Source organism: Arthrobacter sp. SLBN-112 (assembly GCF_030944625.1).
In the GTDB taxonomy this organism is placed as follows: domain Bacteria; phylum Actinomycetota; class Actinomycetes; order Actinomycetales; family Micrococcaceae; genus Arthrobacter.
Genome location: NZ_JAUSXY010000001.1, coordinates 520,762 through 535,824 on the forward strand (window position 1 = coordinate 520,762; position 15,063 = coordinate 535,824).

Genomic DNA, 15,063 nt, shown 5'->3' on the forward strand with positions numbered 1-15,063 from the left:
AAGTTCGCTGACCGGCGAACTTCCACAGCCACCGCACAGGGTGCCGAAAGCGCCGGCCCAGTCCGCTGCGCCATCGTGGAGGTACAGGCTGATAACCCTTGAGAAGGAGGCCATCATGATCCCCTACCGCCCCATCCCTCCCCTGACCACAGGCCCGCGCAAGGGCTGGGCAGCGGTGCTTGCCGCCGTCGTCACAGCCGCGTTGCTGGGCGTGCAGCCGCAGTAGGTCAGCGGCAGCCGCACCCTGCCAGCGCGGTGGCAGCCCGGTCCAGCGCCTGCTTGTTCCCGACAGCCCCCTGCGTGAGTCCGTTGCCGATGAACGAGAACACCAGGAGCCGGCCGTCGGCGTCCACTACATAGCCGCTCAGCGCCAGGACGGTGTTCAACGTCCCGGTCTTGGCGCGCACCAGCCCCGCGCCACCTGCCGTGGCGGCATCCCCGTACCGGGTATCCAGGGTTCCGGACAGGCCACCCACCGGAAAGCCGTCCAGCGCGCCGCGGAGCCTGGAATCTGCGCCAGTGGTGATGGCCCGGACCACGTCCGCGAACTGGCGGGCAGAAACCTGGTTGCCCAGGGCCAGCCCGCACACATCCGCCAGTTTGATGGTGTCCGAGGCTACGCCGGCAGCCCCTGCCTCGGCACCGACTGCGGCCGTGGCTCCGTCATTGCTGCCGGGCCGGCCGGTGGCCACCGCCGTCATCCGGCCCATGGTTTCCGCCAGGTAGTTGTCCGATACCTGCAGCATGAGGTCCACCTGCTCGGCCACGGTGGCTGATTCAACCTGTGCCAGCACCGCGGGCTGCGCCATCTGGCCGGCTGCGCCTGCCGCCGTGGCCGCCCCGGGTGAACGGTCGACGCCGGCGGCGACTGTCAGGCCTGCTCCGGCACCTGCCGCACGGAGCCGGGCCGCGAATTCCTCGGCCGCGGCCATGGCGGCATCCTGGGGCCGGGGACCCGTGGCGACGGCGGGATCGAAGCGCGCAGAGTTGAGGGCCAGCGGGTAGAGCGGCGCGATTTCGCCTGCTTCAACGTCGCCGGCCAGCCAGGCCGGGTTCAGCGCGGGGCCGGTGAATAGTGAATCGTCCAGCAGCACTTTGATCTCCCCGGTGGCGGCCGCTGCCCGCAGGGCGTCCACGGCCAGGGCGGCAAGGGTGGCCATGCCGGCGTGGCCAAGGGTTTGTTCCGGCTGCGACTCCCCTGCACCGAGCAGTACGTCGCCACCGCCCACCAGCACAACCTGCCCGGGGGCGGGACCGCGCAGCACCTTCGTGGCGAAACGGTGGTCCGGTCCCAGGGTCCGCAGCGCGGCAACCGACGTCAGCAATTTGAGGTTCGACGCCGGCACCCGGCCTTCCGCGCCGCCGCGGTCAAAAAGGACCTGGCCCGTGGACGCGTCCTGCACCACGCCGGTGAACGTACCGCCGCCGTCGGTCTTCAACAACGGATCCACCTGGGCCGTCACCGCCGAGGGTAGGGGCACCGGCGCGGACTGCTGGAGCGGGGCAAGGACCTGCGGGGCCGAAATGGTGGCCGGGAGCTGCTGCCAGGCGGGCGCCGACGGGGCCGGGGCGGGCGAGCCCGGGCCCACGAATCCGGGTGCCACCACCAGGACCGCCGGAACGGCGAGAACGAACAGGAGCAAGGTCACCAGCACCGGCGGGATGGAGGTTCGCAAGCCCTGGACCAGGCCTCCGGAGCCCCGGGAGCGGCGGGCACGCCGCGAATCCGTGCCGGTTGTGTTGCTCATGCTGGTACTGGTCCTCAAGTCCTGAAATTTCCCCACAAGTTCCTGATTCCAGGGCCTCTCGCTATATCCTCAATAATAGTCGGCGGTACCGACACTCGCTTTTGTGGGCCGTCAAGTGTGCCGCGCACCCCCTGTAATTGCCGAGGAGCATTCCATGAAGCACGACGTGACCATCGAGATCCCCAGGGGATCACGCGTCAAATACGAAGTTGACCACGAGACCGGCCGCGTCCGCCTGGACCGCGTCCTGTTCACCTCCATGCAGTACCCCACGCACTACGGGTACTTCGAGAACACCCTCGGCGAGGACGGCGACCCGCTGGACGCACTGGTGCTCCTGCAGGACTTCGACCTGCACCCGGGCGTCATCGTCGAATCCCGCCCCATCGGCGTCTTCAACATGACCGACGACGGCGGCGGAGACGCCAAGATCCTCTGCGTTCCGGTGGATGCCCGCTTTGACCACATCCAGGAAGTCAGCGACGTCAACGAGTTCCTGATCAAGGAAATCGAGCACTTCTTCACCCGCTACAAGGACCTGGAGCCCGGCAAGTGGGTCAAGGCCGAGGGCTGGGGCGACCGCGCCGCCGCCGAAGCCGAACTGGAAGCTTCCATCAAGCGCTACGTGCCCACTGCACACTAGTTCCCCCTGGGGCCGCGTTGGCGCGGCTCTCGCCACTAATCCCCGTCTTCTGGACAAGTCCCCTCCGCATGCGAGGGGGAATTGTCCGGCAGGCGGGGATTTCTGTTCTCCGGCCACCATGAATCTGTGGAATCGTGGACCTGTGCCTACCGAGCCGACGCTTAACCCCACATTGTCGTTCAGTCCGCCCTGCGGTCCCGTCACCGGCTGGCGGGACGGCGACGTCGTCCGCGCCACCGGCATCCCCTACGCCAAGGCGCGCCGCTTCCAGCCGCCGGCTGCCGTCCCGGACTGGACCTCCGGATTCTCCGCCACGGCCTTGGCACCGGCCTGCCCGCAAGGCCCCGGTCCCATTCCTCGACGACGTCCTGGGCACCACATACGGGGAGCTTCCCGGCAGCGAGGACTGCCAGAACCTCTCGATCACCATGCCCGGCGACCTCCAGCCGGAAGAACAGCTGCCCGTCATGGTGTGGATCCACGGGGGTTCCTACACCACCGGGTCCGGCGACCTGGCCATCTTCGATCCGGCCAGGCTGGTGGCCGAAAACCGCGTGGTGGTGGTGTCCGTGACCTACCGCCTGGGACTGTTCGGGTTCCTGGCGACACCGGCCGGGAGGCCCGGAAACCTGGGGCTCCTGGACCAGCTTGAGGCCTTCCGCTGGGTGCAGCGGAACATCGCGGCCTTCGGCGGGGACCCGGGCCGGGTCACAGCCTTCGGCCAGTCCGCCGGCGGCGACGCGATCGCCCACCTCATGGCGACGCCGGAGGCCCCAGCTCTCTTCCAGCGCGCCATTATCCAGAGCGCACCGCTGGGCATTGCCCGGGGGCGAGCCAAAATGAACCACGCCATGGGAATCGCCGCCGATACGGTGACCGGGGAAACCCCGGCCATGGAGGTTGTGGAACGCGAGGCCCATGTAGCCCAGGTGGCGCGGAAGTTCGGGATGCTGGCGGCCATGCCGTTTGGAACGCAGTACGGCCACGAGCCGCTCCCGGAGGAAGATGCCATCGAGGCTGCCTGGGATCGGTCCGCGCCGGCGATCGACGTTCTGATCGGGCATACCTCGGAGGAAGCCCGGCTGTTCCTCCCCCGCAGCCCGCGTCTCATGCGTTTGGCCACGGTTCCGCTGGTGGGCGCTGCCGCCGTCCGCGCCATCGACTGGGTGGTCACCGAAACTGTCTACGGCCGGGCCACCCGCCGCTTTGCCCGCCGGCACGCGAAGGCGGGCGGCCGGGCCCACCGGTACGTCATGGACTGGCACGCCCCCGGCAATATCTTCGGCGCCGCCCACACCATCGACCTGCCCCTGCTGCTCGGCAACCGGAAAACCTGGGACGGCGTGGGCCTCATTGCCGGTGCCCGCTGGGAGGACGTGGACATGACCGGCCGGGCGGTGCGGGCATTGTGGGCCGGCTTTGCGCGGGGCGATGACTTGGGCGATGCGGGAGCCGTTGACCGGGCGCTGCACTACAGGCGCGTCTAAGCCGGCATGAAGACCCTCGGCGTGGACCTGGCGGCGGCCACCAAAAAGACCGCCGTCGCTGTCATCGATTGGGGCGCGGATACCACGGGCAGCGCCGCCGCCCGGCTCACGCACCTTGCCCTGGACGTGGACGACCAGCACATCGTGGAGCTGTTCGGCAGCTGCGACATGACCGGCGTCGACTGCCCCGTGGGCTGGCCCGACGCCCTGGTGCCGTTCCTCACCGGCCACCTGAACAACGTTCCGGCACCGGTGCTGGATCACGACGGAATCGCCGGCCGCAGGCTGCTCGCCTACCGGGACACGGACCGGTTCTGCACGGCACAGACAGGCTTGATCCCGCTCAGCGTCTCCGCGGACCGGCTGGCACACCCTGCCATGCGATGTGCGGTCATCCAGGCGAAGATCGCACAGCTCCACGGCCCGCAACCGAGGGATGGCTCCGGCCGCCTGGCCGAGGTGTATCCGGCTGCGTCTCTGAAGATCTGGGGCCTGAACGGGCGCGGCTACAAGGGTCGCGGCATCCCGGAAGCCGAACGCCTTGCCCTCCTGCTGGCGGCTCTCGAAGAACAGGCGCCATGGCTGGACCTGGCCGGGCACCGCGACAGCCTGGCGGCCTCGGACGACCTGTTCGACGCCGTCATCGCGTCACTGACCGCCCGCGCCGCAGCCCGGCGTCGTACGCTCCTGCCGGACAGTGCCCACGCGGAGGCCGCGCGCAGCGAAGGCTGGATCCACCTGCCGGACTGCCGCCTGGACGAACTTCCCGGCTAGGACTCAGCCGCCGAGCTTCCAGTTCCGGATCTCCTCCGGGTCCTCGCCATGCGTGCGGGTATGCTCACGCGCCCGGTTGCGGCGGTCCTGCAGGTCCTGGCGCAGCAGTGCGTGCTTTCCGGCCATGCCGGGCACGCGGTCGATCGCGTCGATGGCGAGGGTGAAGCGGTCGATCCCGTTCATCATGGCCATGTCGAACGGCGTGGTTGTGGTTCCCTCTTCCTTGTAACCGTGGACGTGCAGGCCCTGCTGGTTGGTGCGCCGGTACGCAAGCCGGTGGATCAGCGCCGGATAGCCGTGGTACGCGAAAATGATGGGCTTGTCCGGGGTGAAGATCCCGTCGAAGTCGTGGGCCGGGAGGCCGTGCGGGTGCTCGCTGTCATCCTGCAGCCGCATCAGGTCCACAACGTTGACCACCCGTACTTTGAGCCGGGGCGCGCCGTCCCGGAGCAGTTCGGCGGCGGCCACCGTCTCCACCGTGGGGACGTCACCGGCGCAGGCCAGGACGACGTCGGGCTCCTCGCCTGAAACTTCGGACCCCGCGAATGTCCAGATTCCCAGGCCGCGCCGGCAATGGTTCGCGGCGTCGGCCGGCCCGAGCCAAGTTGGCGAGGGCTGCTTGCCGCTGACCACGATGTTGACGTAGTCCGTGGAGGCCAGGCAGTGCTCCATGACGGACAGCAGGGTGTTGGTGTCCGGCGGCAGGTACACCCGGATGACCTCTGCCTTCTTGTTCACCGCGTGGTCGATGAAGCCCGGGTCCTGGTGCGAGAAGCCATTGTGGTCCTGCTGCCAGACGTGCGAGGACAGCAGGTAGTTCAGGGACGCAACCGGCTGGCGCCAGGGCAGTCCGCGCGACACTTTCAGCCATTTGGCGTGCTGGTTGAACATGGAATCGACAATGTGGACGAAGGCCTCGTAGCAGTTGAAGACCCCGTGCCGGCCGGTGAGGAGATAGCCTTCCAGCCACCCTTGGCACAGATGCTCGCTCAGCACCTCCAGGACCCGGCCGGAGCGCGCAAGGTGCTCGTCGACGTCGTCAATCCTGTACTGCCACACCTTGTCGGTGACCTCGTAGACGTTCTGCAACCGGTTGGAGGCTGTCTCGTCCGGCCCGAACAGCCGGAAGTTGTCCATGTTCTGCGCGATGACGTCCCGCATCCAGGAGCCCAGCGTGACCATGGGGCTCACCCGTTCGGTGCCGGGGTGGGGTACCTCCACTGCGTGGTCCCGGTAGGCGGGCAGCTTCAGCGCCCGCCTGAGCAGTCCGCCGTTGGCATGCGGCGTGGCACTCATCCGGAATTCGCCGGTAGGGGCGCCCTCCGTAATGTCGGGCCGGAGCCGGCCGTCGCCGTCGAACAATTCCTCCGGCCGGTAGGACTGCAACCACTCTTCCAGCTGCTTCAGGTGCTCGCCGTTGGTGCGGACCTCGGACAGGGGTACCTGGTGGGCCCGCCAGGTACCTTCCACCTGCAGCCCGTCCACCATGCGCGGACCGGTCCAGCCCTTCGGCGAGCGCAGGACGATCATGGGCCAGCGGTGGCCGCCCTCCCCTGCTTCCCTGCCGCCTGGGTCTTGCCGGTGGGCGTCCTGGATGGCGTTGATATCCGCCAGGCACCGGTCCAGGACCGCGGCGAAATCCTGGTGTGCCTGTTCAATGTTGTCCGGGTCCGTCACCGTCACGAAGTACGGCTCGTGGCCGTATCCGCGCAGCAGCTGCTCCAGCTGGTCCTGCGGCATCCGGGCCAGGATGGTGGGGTTGGCGATCTTGTAGCCGTTCAGGTGCAGGATGGGCAGCACGGCACCGTCCGCTGCAGGGTCCAGGAAGTTGTGGGAGTGCCAGCTGGCGGCCAGCGGCCCGGTCTCGGCCTCGCCGTCGCCGATCACGACGGCGGTCACCAGCTGCGGGTTGTCGAACACCGACCCGTACGCGTGGGCCAGCGCGTAGCCAAGTTCCCCGCCTTCGCTGATGGAGCCTGGGGTTTCCGGGGCGGCGTGGCTGGGGATGCCGCCGGGGTAGGAGAACTGCCGGAACAACTCGGCCAGGCCGGCCTCGTCGTTGCCCACGTGCCCATAGATTTCCGAGTACGTCCCCTCCAGCCAGGCGTTGGCGACGACGGCGGGTCCGCCATGGCCTGGCCCGGCAACAAAGAGCATCTCCAGGGAGTCGCGCCGGATCACGCGATTCAGGTGGGCGTACACGAAGTTGAGCCCTGGGGTGGTGCCCCAGTGCCCCAGCAGCCGGGCCTTGGTGTCCTCTGCCTGCAGCGGCTCCCGCAGCAACGGGTTGGAGCGCAGGTAGATCTGGCCCACCGAGAGATAGTTGGCTGCGCGCCACCAGCGGTCCACCAAGGCCAGCTCTTCCTCCGACGCTGCGCCCTGCCGCGATGTTTCCGGCCGCGTTGTATCCTGCCTCGTACCGTCCTGCCTGATTCCGTCCTGCCGCTTGTCGTCCTGCCGCCGTTCATTCTGTCCAGCACTGCCGGCCATAACCATCCTCACGTCGGGGGAGCCGCTGCGGGCGGCCGTTCCCCCATGGCAACAGATGAAGGGGCAAGCGGGCAAGACCCGTCGTCGTGCCTTCCCGTTGAAAGGGCCTGGCCACCGGTAACCTCGGCGGTTTCGTCATATCTACTTCCGGGTAGTGTGTACCCAGAATGTTCACGCTGACAATCAACCAGACTGACAGCCGGCGCGACGGCGACCAGGTGCCGCAGCTGCTCAAGGCGCTGCGACACATCCCTGCGCGCCTGGATTTTGACCGGTCCGTCGAGGATGAGGTGCAGGGCGTGGTGGACTGCCCGCACCAGGCCGTGGAAGCCGCGCTGATCGCGTTGCGCAGCGGATCCTGGTACGTGGGGATCGGCGCCGGAACGGTGGACGAGCCGCTGCCCAACCAGATCAAGGACGCCACCGGCCACGGCCTGGTGTACGCGCGCAGGGCCGTGGACCGGCTCCGCAACAGCAAGGAGCGGGTTCCGGTTGCGGTGGAGGGGCCGCTGGCCGATGTCGCCCATGATGCGGAGGCCGTGCTGCGGCTGCTCGGGCACATTGTCCGGGACCGGTCCGGCGCCGAGTGGCGGGTGCTGGACCTGCTGACCCCTGGCGTCCGCGGCCAGCAAAAGGCGGTGGCGCAGGAACTGGGCATCACCACCCAAGCGGTCAGCAAGGCAGTTTCCCGGGCGCAGTGGAACGAGGAACATTCAGCCCGGCCGGCCGCGGCGAGGCTGCTGGCACTCATCCTCGAAGCGAGGTAGCAAGGGACTCGCTGCCCTGGGTTAGCGAGGGCTGGAGCTGCGCCGGGTCAGGCCGGTTTGAGCTGCGTTGGGTCAGGCCGGTTTGAGCTGCGCCGGGTCAGGCGCCGGCGGCTGCCATCACGGGTTCACCGTTGAAATACTCCAGCTTCCAGCCGTCCACAGCGTGGTGGTGCGCCAGGTTCAGGGCGGCGTTGTCCACACTGGCCAGGGTCTGGCCGATCGCGCGGCTGAGGCTGACCCGCAGCAGGGTGCCGTGCGCCACCACCAGCACCCGCTGGCCGCGGAACTCCTCCGCCAGGGCCTCAAGTGCGGCAAGCCCGCGGCCGGCGGCCTCGGCTTCGCTCTCCGCCCCTTTGAACCCGCCGGGCACCCGCAGCGCCTCCAATTCCGGGCCGGCCTGCATTCCTTCAGCCGGTCCGAAGCTGCGCTCGGTCAGTTCGGGGATGCGCCTGGACACCGTGAGCCCCAGCCCATCGGCGATCAGGTCGGCGGTCTCGGCGGCCCGGCTCAGCGGCGAGGAGACGATGGCGTCCCATTCGTAAGGGGCCAGGACGGCGACGGCATCACGCGCCTGGACGCGTCCGACGTCGTTCAAGGGGATGTCCGTGGCACCCTGCAGCCGGCGCTCGGCATTCCAGTCGGTCTGGCCATGGCGGACGAGGGCGAACGTCGTAAGGGTCATGACTCTATTCTGCCTTGGCCTCAGGCGCTGCCCGGAATCCGGGCGGCGGCGGTGGCAGCTTAGAGGAGGCTGCGCAGTACGTGCGCCGCGCCGTCGTCGAACACCGAGTAGGTGACCTCATCGGCTGCAGCAATCACTTCCTCCGGGGCTTGCCCCATGGCGACTCCGCGGCCGGCCCAGCTGAGCATCTCAATATCGTTCCGGCCATCGCCAACGGCAACAGTGCGGTGCTGCTCAATGCCGAGCCGGAGCCGAAGGTTCTCCAGGGCGCTGGCCTTGGTCACCCCTGCCGCTGCGATATCCAGCCACGCGGTCCAGCCCACCGAGTAGGTCACCCCGGCCAGCCCCACATGTTCGATGGCTTCGTTGAATTCCTCGGGCGTGTTTTCTGTGCTGAACACCACCACGCGCACTGCGGTGGCCTCCAGCATGGTGTGGAAGTCGACGCCTACGGCCTCGACGCCGAAACTGGCGTCCTGGAACCGCTCCGTGGAGAGGAAGTTGCCGTCGGCGTCCTCCAGCGCATACTTGGCGGACGGAAGCCGTTCGCGGAGCGCACGCAGGGCCGGTCCGGGGTCGAAGGTGGCCTTGTGGATGACCTCGTAGCCGTTGGCCAGCTCCGGGTGGAGCCGGAGGGTAACGCCGCCATTGCAGCAGACGGCGTAGCCGCGCTCAATTCCGATCTTTTCGATGACGGGGAGGGTGGCGTTCAAGGAACGGCCGGTGGCGATCATCACCTCGTGCCCGGCAGCAACCACCGCCTGCGCAGCATCCCGCACGCCCGGCGTCATGTGGCCGTCGTGGTCCACCAGTGTGCCGTCCACGTCCAGGGCGACCATCAGCTTTTGGTCGATCCCCGCGAAGCCGTAATTGTTGGTGTTGTTTCGGTTGTTCTCTCGCCGGTCATCGTTGCCGGCGACTGAGGTTTCAGTCAGCGTTGTCATTGAAACAGTGAAACAGACCTAACCGACAGACGCTAGGACGCAGGACACAGCTTTACTGAACTGTTGATTAACTGCGGGTTTCCGCGCCTGGGAGGGGGCTGCGGCGCCACTCCCCTTGCCGCGGACTACTCCCCGCCGCGTTACCCGGGGACTTGACCGCAGTGCGGGGAATTACGGACTGTTTTCCACATGGGCAGACTTGGCCCACCCAGTGGGCGTGCGTTCCGCCCAGCATGGAGTCATGAAATCCGATGAAGCTGTTCTGGTTCTGGCCAGCCGTCGCCGGGCCCTGACCGGCAGCAGCCGCCCGCTCAGCCGGGGCTACAGGAACGGCACGCTGGTCAGGGTCCGGGCCGGCGTCTATTTCGGCAAGGCAGCATGGCTTTCCCTCAAGCCGTGGCAGCGGTACAGGACCACCGTGGCGGCAGTGGCAGCCGTCGATCCGTCCGTGACCTTCTGCTATCTGACCGCATTGTGGATTTGGAACCTTCCCTGTCCCGGGGTTCCAAGCCACATCCACGTCATCACGCGCTCCCCGCACAAGGCTGGAAAAGCATCGCCGACCACCGCCGCAGCATGCGATGCCAAGACCGGGAAGACGGGAATCGAGCACCTCCGCGGCTACGGACTCAGCCGCCATTTCTGGCCGGCCGAAACCGTGCAGCGCCAGGGGTTCGCTGTCACCACCCTGCCGCAGACGGTGATGGACTGCCTGGTCCGGCTCGAACTTCCCGATGCAGTGGCCGTGGCGGATGCTGTACTTGGCCCGGGACGGAATCCCGGTGCAGGGCTGACGCGCCAACAGCTGATCGAGAGGGCAGACGGCCTTGCCTCGGCTGCCAAACGACGCCGGATCCAGGAAGTGCTGGCTCTGGCCGATGAGGCGTCAGAGTCCGTAGGGGAATCCCGCAGCCGGGCATTTATCCACGTCCTGGGGCTGCCCGCTCCGGTCCTTCAGCATGTGTTCCATGACCGGGAAGGCTTCATCGCGCGGACCGATTTCTTCTGGCCGGAAGCCCAGGTGATCGGAGAGTTCGACGGCGACGCAAAGTATCTCGACGAAGCCCTGCTGGCCGGAGTGAGCATCCAGGAAGCCATCCTGGCCGAAAAGAAGCGCGAAGACCGGTTGCGGGCCCTGGGCTACAAGGTGGTCAGGTGGGACTGGAAGACCTTGTCCAATCCCGACGCCTTGCGGCAGAGGCTCATCGCCGCGGGCATCCGGCCGCAGAAAACCCCGCCCCGTGGACAGGACCCCCGTGCATGACGGGAGGAGTTGTCCACCGGGCGGGGAGTTGCGGCGGCGAGGAGAACCTACAGGACCGGCAGCACCTCGAGGCCGCCCAGGTACTTCTGCAGCGCCTTGGGCACGTTGACCGAACCGTCCGCGTTCTGGTGGTGCTCCAGCAGCGCCACGATCCAGCGGGTGGTGGCCAGCGTGCCGTTCAGGGTGGCCACCGCGCGGGTGCCCTTGGCCACGCCTTCGGCGTTGACCGCGCGCTCACGGATGTTGAGGCGGCGCGCCTGGAACGTGGTGCAGTTGGAGGTGGAGGTCAGCTCACGGTAGGCGCCCTGGGTGGGGACCCACGCTTCGCAGTCGTACTTGCGGGCGGCGGAGTTTCCCAGGTCGCCCGCCGCGGTGTCGATGACGCGGTAGGGCAGCTCGCACTTGGCCAGCATCTCTTCTTCCCAGGCAAGCAGGCGCTGGTGTTCGGCGGCGGCCTCTTCGACAGTGGTGTAGATGAACATCTCCACCTTGTTGAACTGGTGCACGCGGATGATGCCGCGGGTGTCCTTGCCGTGCGAGCCGGCTTCGCGGCGGTAGCACGAGCTTTGGCCGGCGTAGCGGATGGGCCCTGCGGAAAGGTCCAGGATCTCGTCGGCGTGGTAGCCGGCCAGGGCCACCTCGGAGGTGCCCACCAGGTAAAGGTCGTCTTCGGCCAGGCGGTAGATCTCGGCGTCGTGCTTCACGTCGAAGCCGGTGCCCTGCATGGTTTCGGGGCGTACCAGCGTGGGGGTGATCATCGGGATGAAACCGGCCTGGATAGCCTGGTCCATGGCCATCTGGAGGAGTGCCATTTCCAGCCGGGCGCCCACGCCGCGGAGGAAGTAGAAGCGGGCGCCGGAGACCTTGGCGCCGCGTTCCATGTCGATCGCGCCGATCAGCTCGCCGATCTCCAGGTGGTCTTTGGGCTCAAAGTCGGGGAACTCGCGCGGGGTACCAACGGTCTTGACCACCACGTAGTCGTCCTCGCCGCCCTCGGGAACGCCGTCCTCCACCAGGTTGGGGACGGTGCGCAGCAGCTCTTCCTGCTTGGTCTGCGCGGCGTCGGCCTCAGCGGAGGCTGCTTTGACGGAGTTGGCAAGTTCCTTAACCTCGGCGAGCAGCGCCTGCTTCTCCTCACCCTTGGCCTGCGCCACCTTCTTGCCGAAGGCGTTCTGCTCGGCGCGCAGGTTTTCGAAGCGGATCAGGGCTGCGCGTCGGGCGGCATCCGCGGAAATGATCGCGTCCACCACTGATTCGTCCGCGCCGCGGGCGCGCTGGCTGGCACGGAACTTGTCCGGGTTTTCGCTGAGGTCTTTTACGTCGATCACCAGACAAGGGTATCCAATACCGCGCACGACGGCGGGCGGCCGGCCCCGTGCGCCGGGCCGCCGCGCGCCGGGCTACTGTGGAACCACCATGAGCGACTGGATTCTCTACCTGCTGATTGCGGTGGCCCTTGCCTTCGCCACCTCCAGCTGGTGGGGGGTCCGGCGCCTCAAGGCCCTGCACGTGCGCAGCGCGGTGGCGGGCGAAGCCTACGACTCCGGCCTGGCGCAGCAGCGGGTGGCCGTTGTCCTGAATCCGATCAAGGCACGGGCAGAGGAAGCCAAGGCAACCATCCAGCGTGCCTGCCTGTCGGCGGGATGGGAGGAACCGGCCTTTTTCGAGACGACCGCGGATGACCCCGGCTTCTCCCAGATGCAGGCGGTCCTCGCCGGCAAGCCCGACGTCGTCCTGGTGGGCGGCGGGGACGGCACGGTCCGTGTGGTGGCCGAGGCGCTGGCGCACACCGACGTTGCCATGGGCCTGATCCCGCTGGGAACCGGCAACCTGCTGGCCCGGAATGTGGACCTGGACGTGAACGACCTCCACGGGAATGTACAGACCGCACTGTTCGGCCGGCAGCGCTACATTGATACCGCCCGGATGGCGATTGAAAATTCCCGCACCGGCCACTACTCCGAGCACGTCTTCCTGGTCATTGCCGGGATTGGCATGGACGCCGAGGTCCTGGCGGACACCAATGCCGGGCTGAAGAAGGCGGTGGGCTGGCTCGCCTACACCGAGGCGGGCGTACGCCACCTGCCGGGCCGTCGGAAGAAGGTGTCGATTTCGCTGGACGCAAACCCGGAGCAGGTCCGGAAGATCCGCAGCGTACTTTTTGCCAACTGCGGCCTGGTGCCCGGCGGCATCGATTTCATTCCGCAGGCCATGATCGATGACGGCATGCTCGACGTTGTGGTGATGAGTCCCCGCAGCGCCCTGGGCTGGCTGCTGATGTACATGAAGATCATGTTCAAGCACAGCGGAAAACTGCCGATCATGACCGTCTACCGGTCGGTTAAAGTGGTCATCAAATGCCCTGAGCCGATGCCCACCCAACTCGATGGCGACACGTCGGGGGAAGCAACGCAGCTCACCGTCCAGGTTGAACCGAGGTCACTCCTGGTGAGGGTCAAGGGCCAGGCACAGAGCGGCGCCGGGCAGGCGAAACCCCGCTTCTAACCGGGGCGGAGCATCTGGGGCCAAGGGAAAGCACCACCAGGCGTAAGTTGGCCGCTGAACCGCCGCGGGTCAGGCGCCGGCGTCCTTCTTCTCTGCCTCAGCGGCTGCTTTGGCAGCGGCACGGGCTTCGGACTGTTCACGGATCATTGCCTGTTCCTCTTCGAAACGCAGGCGGTCCGCACGGTCAGCATCATCGCCGTCCCAGTCCTGGTTGTCTGCGGCAGGCTTGGGGTTGACGATCATCCCCTGGCCGTCGTTGTCAGTGGTGCTGGTCATGACCCGCTCCCTTCGTCAGGGGCCATACCCCGTGTGGATCAAGCAAGCATACGCATTGTCCACACCCCGCGGAAGTACTCCGGGAGGCATTTACCTACGCTGTGGGCGAAGACCCGGAACCGCTTTCACCTGCGGTGGATGCCGTACCAAGTATGGATCCGACCCACTCGCGGGCAGCCGTGAACGCGGCATCGGAGGTATGCGCCGGCACCGCGGTGGTTTGCTTGTCCGCCCTGGCATACGAGCCCAGGAAGCGGGTCCCGGGGCTGATACGGTGCAGCCCGGCCAGGGCATCCGCAACGCGTGCCTCCCCGGCGTGGCCATCAGCGTCGATGCTGAAGAAGTAATGTCCCAGGTACTGCCCGGTGGGACGGGATTCGATCCGGCTGAGGTTGACGCCGCGGCTGGCGAACTGGTCCAGGATCTCCATCAGCGCGCCGGGACGGTCCTCCGGCAGTGGGACGACGAGGGTGGTTTTGTCCGCGCCGGTGCGTGCCGGCAGGACGCCCGGCCGACTGACGAGGATGAAGCGCGTGACGGCGCCCTGGTTGTCACCGATGTCCTCCGCCATGACCGCCAGGCCAGGATGTTCGCGCGCTACGAGCGGCGCACAAATGGCGGCGTCGTAATGGCAGTCCTCCTCCAGCAGTCCCATCGCCGCGGCAGCGGTTGATGAACCCGGAACGTATTCCGCGCCTGGCATGTTCTTATCCATCCACAGACGGCACTGGGCCCATGCGTGGCCGTGGGTGGACACCCGCCGCAGGTCTTCCATGCGCATGCCGGGCCGGGCGACCAGGACGAAACTGATGGGGACCAGGACCTCGCGGATGATGCGCAGTTCCTGGCCCGTGGCGATCGCATCGAGCGTGGCGGTGACGCCGCCTTCCACCGAGTTTTCGATGGGAACCATGGCGGCGTCGGCGGATCCGCCGCGCACTTGGTCCAGGGCAGCATTGACGTTCGACGCCGGCACCCGGACTGCCTGCAGCGCGCCCGGGACCTGCAACAGGGCAGCCTCGGTGAACGTGCCTTCGGGCCCCAGGAAGGCGTAGGTGGGTGAACTGCCAGGCACTAAAGCACCAGCGGCTTCAGTCCGTTGTCCGAGACCAGGGGTTTGCCCGATTCCAGCCACTGGTCCATCCCGCCGGCGACGTTGATGGCGGTGTAACCCTGGCCCGTGAGCCACTGGGCCACGCGGAATGACCGGCCGCCGGTCCGGCAAATGACGTAAACGTCCTCGTCCGGATCGAGTTCGCCCAGCCGGGCCGGGATTTGGTCCATGGGAATGTGGAGGGCGCCGTCGGCATGCCCGGCGACCCATTCGTAGTCCTCCCGGACGTCCAGGATTACGGCGTCAGCGGGGATGTCATGGACGGGCACGGAATCGAAATCGCTCATCGGAGTCCTGTCGTGGTGGATCAGAGTCACGTTTAAGCCTAGTCCTTCCGCACAGAACGATGCGCGAAACCTGCAGGTTAGG

Annotated in this window: 13 protein-coding genes and 1 pseudogene; 6 read left to right on the top strand and 8 right to left on the bottom strand. The window is 67.4% G+C overall.

Features of this window, described 5'->3' with window-relative positions; translation table 11 throughout:
• Positions 1 to 227 precede the first annotated feature (227 nt).
• On the bottom strand, positions 228 to 1,748 hold the full coding sequence (gene dacB / locus QF050_RS02495) for a D-alanyl-D-alanine carboxypeptidase/D-alanyl-D-alanine-endopeptidase (RefSeq protein WP_308929000.1): 1,521 nt from the start codon (positions 1,746 to 1,748) through the stop codon (positions 228 to 230).
• A gap of 154 nt (positions 1,749 to 1,902) precedes the next feature.
• On the opposite strand from dacB, the gene QF050_RS02500 reads away from it, so the two are divergent.
• The 3 genes and pseudogenes from QF050_RS02500 (at position 1,903) to QF050_RS02510 (ending at position 4,652) form a co-directional block, all read left to right on the top strand.
• Complete coding sequence (locus QF050_RS02500) at positions 1,903 to 2,391, top strand: inorganic diphosphatase (RefSeq protein WP_308929001.1); 489 nt, start codon at positions 1,903 to 1,905, stop codon at positions 2,389 to 2,391.
• Positions 2,392 to 2,509: 118 nt separating this feature from the next.
• Positions 2,510 to 3,878, top strand: a pseudogene (locus QF050_RS02505) (carboxylesterase family protein).
• Positions 3,879 to 3,884: 6 nt separating this feature from the next.
• Complete coding sequence (locus QF050_RS02510; protein ID WP_308929002.1) at positions 3,885 to 4,652, top strand: DUF429 domain-containing protein; 768 nt, start codon at positions 3,885 to 3,887, stop codon at positions 4,650 to 4,652.
• Between the two features lie 3 nt (positions 4,653 to 4,655).
• Here the strand turns inward: QF050_RS02510 and QF050_RS02515 are convergent, their stop codons facing one another.
• The gene (locus tag QF050_RS02515) at positions 4,656 to 7,142 is read right to left on the bottom strand and encodes a phosphoketolase family protein (protein WP_308929003.1); all 2,487 of its coding nucleotides are present in this window, start codon (positions 7,140 to 7,142) and stop codon (positions 4,656 to 4,658) included.
• 167 nt (positions 7,143 to 7,309) lie between these two features.
• On the opposite strand from QF050_RS02515, the gene QF050_RS02520 reads away from it, so the two are divergent.
• Positions 7,310 to 7,909: a hypothetical protein gene (locus tag QF050_RS02520; RefSeq protein WP_308929004.1), complete on the top strand. Its 600-nt coding sequence runs from the start codon at positions 7,310 to 7,312 to the stop codon at positions 7,907 to 7,909.
• A 97-nt stretch (positions 7,910 to 8,006) separates the two neighbouring features.
• Here the strand turns inward: QF050_RS02520 and QF050_RS02525 are convergent, their stop codons facing one another.
• Together QF050_RS02525 and QF050_RS02530 are read right to left on the bottom strand one after the other, a co-directional pair.
• On the bottom strand, positions 8,007 to 8,591 hold the full coding sequence (locus tag QF050_RS02525; RefSeq protein ID WP_308929005.1) for a histidine phosphatase family protein: 585 nt from the start codon (positions 8,589 to 8,591) through the stop codon (positions 8,007 to 8,009).
• A 59-nt stretch (positions 8,592 to 8,650) separates the two neighbouring features.
• Entirely contained in the window at positions 8,651 to 9,535 is an 885-nt protein-coding gene (locus QF050_RS02530; RefSeq protein WP_308929006.1) for an HAD family hydrolase, read from the bottom strand.
• A gap of 241 nt (positions 9,536 to 9,776) precedes the next feature.
• Between QF050_RS02530 and QF050_RS02535 the strand changes: the two genes are divergently transcribed.
• The gene (locus QF050_RS02535; protein WP_308929007.1) at positions 9,777 to 10,799 is read left to right on the top strand and encodes a hypothetical protein; all 1,023 of its coding nucleotides are present in this window, start codon (positions 9,777 to 9,779) and stop codon (positions 10,797 to 10,799) included.
• 47 nt (positions 10,800 to 10,846) lie between these two features.
• On the opposite strand, the gene serS is transcribed toward QF050_RS02535, so the two are convergent.
• A complete protein-coding gene (gene serS, locus QF050_RS02540; protein WP_308929008.1) occupies positions 10,847 to 12,127 on the bottom strand; it encodes a serine--tRNA ligase in 1,281 nt (426 codons plus the stop codon).
• A gap of 88 nt (positions 12,128 to 12,215) precedes the next feature.
• Here serS and QF050_RS02545 point away from each other — a divergent pair, with 88 nt between their 5' ends.
• The gene (locus QF050_RS02545; RefSeq protein WP_308929009.1) at positions 12,216 to 13,304 is read left to right on the top strand and encodes a diacylglycerol kinase family protein; all 1,089 of its coding nucleotides are present in this window, start codon (positions 12,216 to 12,218) and stop codon (positions 13,302 to 13,304) included.
• Positions 13,305 to 13,373: 69 nt separating this feature from the next.
• Here the strand turns inward: QF050_RS02545 and QF050_RS02550 are convergent, their stop codons facing one another.
• The 3 genes from QF050_RS02550 to QF050_RS02560 all read right to left on the bottom strand — a co-directional run bounded on the left by QF050_RS02550 (position 13,374) and on the right by QF050_RS02560 (position 14,981).
• Positions 13,374 to 13,580, bottom strand: a complete 207-nt coding sequence (locus QF050_RS02550) for a hypothetical protein (protein ID WP_308929010.1) — start codon at positions 13,578 to 13,580, stop codon at positions 13,374 to 13,376.
• A 94-nt stretch (positions 13,581 to 13,674) separates the two neighbouring features.
• Complete coding sequence (pheA, locus tag QF050_RS02555; RefSeq protein ID WP_308929011.1) at positions 13,675 to 14,655, bottom strand: prephenate dehydratase; 981 nt, start codon at positions 14,653 to 14,655, stop codon at positions 13,675 to 13,677.
• Complete coding sequence (locus QF050_RS02560; RefSeq protein ID WP_308932079.1) at positions 14,655 to 14,981, bottom strand: rhodanese-like domain-containing protein; 327 nt, start codon at positions 14,979 to 14,981, stop codon at positions 14,655 to 14,657. Before QF050_RS02560 ends, pheA begins: the two co-directional genes overlap by 1 nt.
• Positions 14,982 to 15,063: the final 82 nt, after the last annotated feature.

What these genes read in the sequence shown, in the direction of transcription:
- QF050_RS02530 (WP_308929006.1), bottom strand. Translation starts at nt 9,535, where the DNA reads ATGACAACGCTGACTGAAACCTCAGTCGCCGGCAACGATGACCGGCGA.
- QF050_RS02510 (WP_308929002.1), top strand. Translation starts at nt 3,885, where the DNA reads ATGAAGACCCTCGGCGTGGACCTGGCGGCGGCCACCAAAAAGACCGCC.
- QF050_RS02535 (WP_308929007.1), top strand. Translation starts at nt 9,777, where the DNA reads ATGAAATCCGATGAAGCTGTTCTGGTTCTGGCCAGCCGTCGCCGGGCC.
- dacB (WP_308929000.1), bottom strand. Translation starts at nt 1,748, where the DNA reads ATGAGCAACACAACCGGCACGGATTCGCGGCGTGCCCGCCGCTCCCGG.
- QF050_RS02550 (WP_308929010.1), bottom strand. Translation starts at nt 13,580, where the DNA reads ATGACCAGCACCACTGACAACGACGGCCAGGGGATGATCGTCAACCCC.
- QF050_RS02515 (WP_308929003.1), bottom strand. Translation starts at nt 7,142, where the DNA reads ATGGCCGGCAGTGCTGGACAGAATGAACGGCGGCAGGACGACAAGCGG.
- QF050_RS02500 (WP_308929001.1), top strand. Translation starts at nt 1,903, where the DNA reads ATGAAGCACGACGTGACCATCGAGATCCCCAGGGGATCACGCGTCAAA.
- QF050_RS02545 (WP_308929009.1), top strand. Translation starts at nt 12,216, where the DNA reads ATGAGCGACTGGATTCTCTACCTGCTGATTGCGGTGGCCCTTGCCTTC.
- QF050_RS02525 (WP_308929005.1), bottom strand. Translation starts at nt 8,591, where the DNA reads ATGACCCTTACGACGTTCGCCCTCGTCCGCCATGGCCAGACCGACTGG.
- QF050_RS02520 (WP_308929004.1), top strand. Translation starts at nt 7,310, where the DNA reads ATGTTCACGCTGACAATCAACCAGACTGACAGCCGGCGCGACGGCGAC.
- QF050_RS02560 (WP_308932079.1), bottom strand. Translation starts at nt 14,981, where the DNA reads ATGAGCGATTTCGATTCCGTGCCCGTCCATGACATCCCCGCTGACGCC.